Consider the following 6,307-nt stretch of genomic DNA (forward strand, 5'->3'; position numbering starts at 1 on the left):
CCGGTTCAGGCCTCCTCCGGTTCCGCATCCTGGGCGTGAACGGCGGAGAGCCGGTACAGGCCCCAGCCGAGGCAGCTGAAGAGCAGACCGGCGCCCATCACGAGGGCCGAGACCCCGAAGGCCATGACGGAGGTCAGCAGGGAGGCGCGCACGAAGTTTCCGGTTTCCACCATGGTGCGGGTGGCCTGGAGCTGCTCGGCGGTGGCGGTGTCACCGGCGTCCTTGGCCTCCTGCACCTTGGCGCCGAGTTCGGCGTAGGTCAGGTTGTTGCTCGCCGCACGGGTGTGTTTCTTGACGGCCTCGGCCTGGTAGAAGGCGGTGAGGGGACCCGTCACCTTCGCGCCGGCGAAGGCCGGGGCGTCATTCGCGACGGTGATGTTCTCGGACGCGAGCTGGGTGGAGGTGATTCCCCATGCGAATGCGCCGCAAACGAGCATGAGAACACCTGCCACGAAAGAAAGGAGACCTGCGAACCTGGCTGATTTCATGGTTGTTCCTCTCTCGTCACAGCCCAACCATCAGGTAGATGATCGTTTAATCAATTGCGCTGGCAAGGTTACTCAAGATCTACCCCGAAACCGTCGCTTCTTCCCCCGTCGTGTCACCCGCGCGACCAAACGGAGGACATGAATCAGCACCACGGCTCGAGGCAACCGCCCGTGCCAGAGCCTTTGACCGGCACCCGCCCACACCACCCTTCAAGTGATGCGAGGACTCGACAGTCGCGCCACCGGGGTTCGGGGATGATCCACCACGCCACGCCGCCTCCGGTCGCTCCTGGCACACCCATGTCACCTCACGGGGAACCGGGGAACACGGCATCCACGGATCGCAGATGAGCCGATCCGCAGTCCTCCCCATCCGAGGCATCACACATCACCCAGGCGCCGGGGGTTGTTGACGAAGGGCCCGGGTTGGCGTCTCGGAACAGCCGCAGGAGGGCTCATTCCACGAATTCCCGATGCGTGGCTTCCGTCACTTCACAGCAAGAAGAGCTACCTCCAAATCAGCTCTCCACGGCTGTGGGAACCGGAGACGCAGACGAACCAGCACCACCTGCCGGAATCCATTCAATGGTGTCCAGAGCAGCAACAGCCTCAGCAGGAACAACCGTCTCACCAGGCGCAGACACCAAAGTAATAGTCCAAAGCCCGTCATGACGCCCCACAAACCACTTCTCGAATCTTCGGGATACGCCGCCATTCTCCGTATATAGATATTCGTACCCGAAAGCACAGTCAGCGGCAATCAACCGATCCGGCAGCACACGCTCGCCAACACTCCCCCCATTCTCTTGATCGCCACGTATATACTGATCACGTTCCTTTGCCACATCGATCACAAAATGGTCGCCGCTCTCCTGACCACGGTACTTCTTCAATTCCCGCACACTTTCATGCCCTACTCGAAGCAACGCCGCCGAGAATCCTTTCCCTCCGTCCGCAGAAAACACACTATGAGTAAAACCCCCTTTCCGCTTCAAGGGGACCATACCCCAACCTTCCGGAAGGGCGATATGGAACTCATCAACATGCCCAACGGCCATGGTAACAACCGACGAAGGAGACTCGACCACCTCAGACCCACCTCGGGCGCATCCACCCAGAATCCCGACCACAAGCAGAGCAGCCGCCCCGAATACCAGCCCTCGCCTCCGCAACACCATATGACCCCAACCTCAAAAAAACCTAAGGTCAACTCTCCTCAGCAGTGGGAACCGGGGACACAGACGAACCAGCACCACCTGCCGGAATCCATCCAATGGTATCCAGCGCAGCAACAGCCTCAGCAGGAACAACCGTTTCGCCAGGCGCAGACACCAAAGTAATAGTCCAAAGCCCGTCATGACGCCCTATAAACCACTCCTGAAACCTCTGCGGCACCCCATCCTTTGTATGAAGATATTCATGTCCGTAAGCACGTTCACCGGCAATCAACCGATCCGGCAACGCTCGCTCTTCAGCAATATCAAAATTTCCCTGAGAATCGCCCATAGACTGATCACGAGTTTTCCTGATGTCGATCACAAAGTGATCGCCACTCCTTTGGCCGCGATACCTTTTCAGCTCGCGCGTCTCTTCATACTCGACCCGAAGCGATGCGGCCGAGAACCCATCATTCCCATCTGCCGAAACCACACAATGAACAAACCCCCACTTACGCCCCAGAGGAATCATGACCCACCCCTCAGGAGGAACCACATGAAACTCATCAACAGGCCCAACGGTCATGGTCACAACCGACGAAGGAGACTCGACCACCTCAGATCCACCTCGGGCGCATCCACCCACAATCCCGACCACAAGCAGAGCAGCCGCCCCGGATATCACCCCTCGCCTCCGCAACACCATATGACCACAACCTCAAAAAAACCTAAGGTCAACTCTCCTCAGCAGTGGGAACCGGAGACACAGACGAACCAGCACCACCTGCCGGGATCCATTCAATGGTGTCCAGCGCAGCAACAGCCTCAGCAGGAACAACCGTCTCACCAGGCGCAGACACCAAAGTAATGGTCCAGAGCCCGTCATGACGCCCTATGAACCACTTCTGAAACCTCTGCGGCACCCCATCCTTTGTATGAAGATATTCATGTCCGTAAGCACGCTCACCAGCAATCAACCGATCCGGCAACGCTCGCGCATCAGCAATATCAAAATTTCCCTGAGCACCATCCATAGATTGATCACGACTTTTCTTAATATCGATCACAAAATGGTCACCACTTCTTTGGCCGCGATACCTTTTCAGCATCGCCACATCCTTGTAATCGACTCGAAGCGAAGCAGCTGAAAACCCCCTTTCCCCATCAGCCGAAACCACGTAATGAATGAACCCTTGCCTCGGCTCCAAGGGGACCACGACCCATCCATTCGGCGGAACCACGTGGAATTCATCAGTATCTCCGACGGTCATGGTAACAACCGACGAAGGAGACTCAACCACCTCAGACCCACCTCGGGCGCATCCACCCAGAATCCCGACCACAAGCAGAGCAGCCGCCCCGAATACCAGCCCTCGCCTCCGCAACACCATATGACCCCAACCTCAAAAAAACCTAAGGTCAACTCTCCTCAGCAGTGGGAACCGGGGACACAGACGAACCAGCACCACCTGCCGGGATCCATTCAATGGTGTCCAGCGCAGCAACAGCCTCAGCAGGAACAACCGTCTCACCAGGCGCAGACACCAAAGTAATGGTCCAGAGCCCGTCATGACGCCCTATGAACCACTTCTGAAACCTCTGCGGCACCCCATCCTTTGTATGAAGATATTCATGTCCGTAAGCACGCTCACCGGCAATCAACCGATCCGGCAACACCTGTCCATCAGTAACATTTTCATCCCCTTGGGCACCCCCAAGAGATTGATCGCGGCTTTTCCTGATGTCGATCACAAAGTGATCGCCACTCCTCTGGCCACGATACTCCTTCAACTCCCGCACTTCCTTATAGCTGACCCGAAGCGATGCAGCCGAGAACCCATCATTCCCATCCGCCGAAACCACACAATGAACAAACCCCCACTTACGCCCCAGAGGAATCATGACCCACCCCTCAGGAGGAACCACATGAAATTCATCAACAGGCCCAACAGTCATGGTCACAACCGACGAAGGAGACTCAACCACCTCAGACCCACCTTGGGAACACCCAACCAAACTCGCGGATATCAAAAACGCCACGAGAACACTTTCCCACAAGTACTTCACACGAGACCTTGCGGACCTCGTTTCAAAGAAAGCCATCACGCGATTCACCGGGTCCGCGCCTCGCCATGCTTATTTTTTGCCAAGTCGATGGCATGCAGGTTCCGTTCATGCACTTCAGCGTAATCCGAATATTTTTCTGCAATGAATCTCTTGAAGAGATCTTTTTCCTCGGGCTTCATTTCAGAATAGGATTTGAGCAATCCACCCTCTTTTATAAGACTACAATCAGAACTCTCACTTCTCTTACCGTAGGCTTCGGGAGAGTTTTCTCCAGTAGTCGGGAAGTCACCCTGCATACTCATTTCCTGATAGATGGCACTGCTCATATATTCTTCAGCCATGTCCTTGGCATCTGGAAGCGCATCAGCATTTTCATTGTTCGTTGGGAGAAACGCTTCCAGAACGGAGGCGGTTCCATTGCTTCTTGCTTGATTGGCGATCCATCCCCCGTATTCTCCTTTGGCGAGGTCGCCCGCTATTGGGATTGCACCGATTCCAGCGCCGATGAATTTCTGCCAACGAGCGTTTCTTTCGTTCAGGGCTCGAAGGGCTTGCTCGTTTGCATCGGCAGGGGCTGTGAACAGCGCTTCCATGGCCGGAGCCCACTTGCTGGAAACCTGTTCGGCTTGATCCCAGCGCTTATTCTTGGCTGCCTCGTGTAGCTCAGCTTCATAGCTGTCCTTCGCCGCCATGAGAAGATTGTCGATAGCGGGAGCCCTGCCGCCTTCGTAGTAGTCGTCCTTGGTATCGTCTGGCGTTCCATTGTCATTGACAGCAGGATTGTCAAACCCCAGGTCCGTGAAGAACCCCGCCTTCTTCAGCAGACGCCCCCGCATGCTGGAAGAGAAGGTGATTTGGTGTCGGTCGTCCCCGCCTCCGACGACATCATTCGTGTTTTTGGGGTCCTTCATGGAGATTGTCACATCCTCCATGTGGGGGCTCATGATCACGCCGGCCCACGACCGCAGGCGCGAGTTGGTGTACCCATACATGCGCTGACCGTCGTGTTCGTCTTTACCGGGAAGAGCTGCCGGGTGCTCCAGGCCGTCCTGATAGCCGAACATGAAGTTACCCGCTATCCTTTTGATCTGCTCATCCCGTTTCCACCACTGATTTTTCAGGCCTTCATCCGTAACACCTTCAAGGGATATGTGTTTTTCCGGAATGGATGCCTGCTGAATGACCTTGCCAAACTGTTCACCACCATCCTGGAACCCGAAATACGGAGCACCGGGGGAAGCGGATTGCCTCCAGCCCGTGAGGTATCTCGTCATATTGGCCACTTTGTCTTTTCCGTCTACATCGTTATCGTGGTTCATACCCTCTCCAGGAATGCTCACATCCACACCTTCTGGGGTATTAGAGTTCAAGAATTCTCGAATGCCGTCGAGGCGAACTCGATCGGCATCTTTCAAGGCGGGATCTATTTTCCCCGAAACCTGCCTGTTATTCCCCTCAGGCAACTCCGCGGAAGATCCAGCAACACCGGTTGAATTCAAATTTTCCGGCCTGTCCATCAACGTGTACATTGCATGCAACGGATCGCGCATGTCAAGCGATGTATCACTAACAACAACACCCTCCATTGCATTGAACAAAGATGGGACTTTACCATAGCCAGCAGCGATGTCTTGGTAGTGTTTTGAAGTTGCATCCCAAGCGACAAGATCCTGAGCAACCGATCGCCCGCCGCTCGAAGAATTAAAGAATTCTGCCCCCAGCGCCAGATCCTTGTTCTGTTTTCCAGCCTCACCCATGAGTTGAAGTATTGCGCTGTACCCCTCGATTTTTCCAGCAACTCCCCAGGTTTTATAGGTTGCTCTCCCAGCGTTTTTCATGCCCTCAGTGAAACTCGCGGGGCGATCTGCGACGCTGGTTCCGTCGTTGGCGATCAGCCCCTTCTTCGCGGTTTCGAAGCAGGTTTGATCATGAATATTGCTCGGATCAGTGTTCATGCCACCGGACGCAAGAACCATGGCTGCGCCAATCTGACGATTGACCTCATCACCAATTTTGACATCGACCAGGCCTTTTCCGGTGGCCTTAACCCGGGTGGAAAACTCCACCATCTGCTGAGGAGTGACCACTTCACCCAATGCGTTTGCCACGAAGGGGTTGGAGAGCAGACTGCCGTATTCGTCGTGGAAGGCCCGCAGCTCCTCCGGACTCAGATTCGGATCCTTGATCCTCTCGGCGATCCGCGGCGCCAGCTCCTGTGCCTGTTCCCATTCTGCTTGGCCATCGACCACGGGTATGTCATTGAACAATGTCGCTCCGATCCGGTTGCGTGACCCCTGCAGCGACGGATCGACAATCGTGTTGAGGGTGTTCTGGATCGCCGTCGCGGCCGTCTGGGCGTCATCGTCCAGCCCATCCATCGCCGCCTTGTACTCGGCAATAATCTCATCAATCGTCTTGATGAGCGCATTCTCCAAACCGGTCATCTCGATCTCCTGCTCCACAGGAGTGAGCGCCTCCCCCGCCCTGATCCGGGCTTCGAGATCATCCAGCCCCCTGTTACGAACCCGGTACGCCTCGTCGTAGCGTTCCCAGAATTCGGGCACCGTCGTGGTGATCATCTTCCTCAACGCCGCG

Annotated in this window: 6 protein-coding genes; all 6 read right to left on the reverse strand. The window is 55.8% G+C overall.

What is annotated here, in order from left to right; translation table 11 throughout:
• Positions 1–5 precede the first annotated feature (5 nt).
• A complete protein-coding gene (locus tag ACO6D6_RS13465) occupies positions 6–488 on the reverse strand; it encodes a hypothetical protein (protein WP_484785759.1) in 483 nt (160 codons plus the stop codon).
• 518 nt (positions 489–1,006) lie between these two features.
• Positions 1,007–1,576 carry a hypothetical protein gene (locus ACO6D6_RS13470; RefSeq protein ID WP_484785760.1) on the reverse strand — a complete coding sequence of 190 codons (570 nt, stop codon included), beginning with the start codon at positions 1,574–1,576 and terminating at the stop codon, positions 1,007–1,009.
• A gap of 118 nt (positions 1,577–1,694) precedes the next feature.
• A complete protein-coding gene (locus ACO6D6_RS13475) occupies positions 1,695–2,231 on the reverse strand; it encodes a hypothetical protein (protein WP_484785761.1) in 537 nt (178 codons plus the stop codon).
• 148 nt (positions 2,232–2,379) lie between these two features.
• Positions 2,380–2,916 carry a hypothetical protein gene (locus ACO6D6_RS13480; RefSeq protein ID WP_484785762.1) on the reverse strand — a complete coding sequence of 179 codons (537 nt, stop codon included), beginning with the start codon at positions 2,914–2,916 and terminating at the stop codon, positions 2,380–2,382.
• Positions 2,917–3,064: 148 nt separating this feature from the next.
• Positions 3,065–3,631 (reverse strand): hypothetical protein, encoded by a 567-nt coding sequence (locus ACO6D6_RS13485; protein WP_484785763.1) that lies wholly within the window; start codon positions 3,629–3,631, stop codon positions 3,065–3,067.
• 125 nt (positions 3,632–3,756) lie between these two features.
• Positions 3,757–6,291, reverse strand: coding sequence for a hypothetical protein (locus ACO6D6_RS13490; RefSeq protein ID WP_484785764.1), 2,535 nt, complete (start codon positions 6,289–6,291; stop codon positions 3,757–3,759).
• Positions 6,292–6,307: the final 16 nt, after the last annotated feature.

Source organism: Arachnia sp. (genome assembly GCF_057238465.1).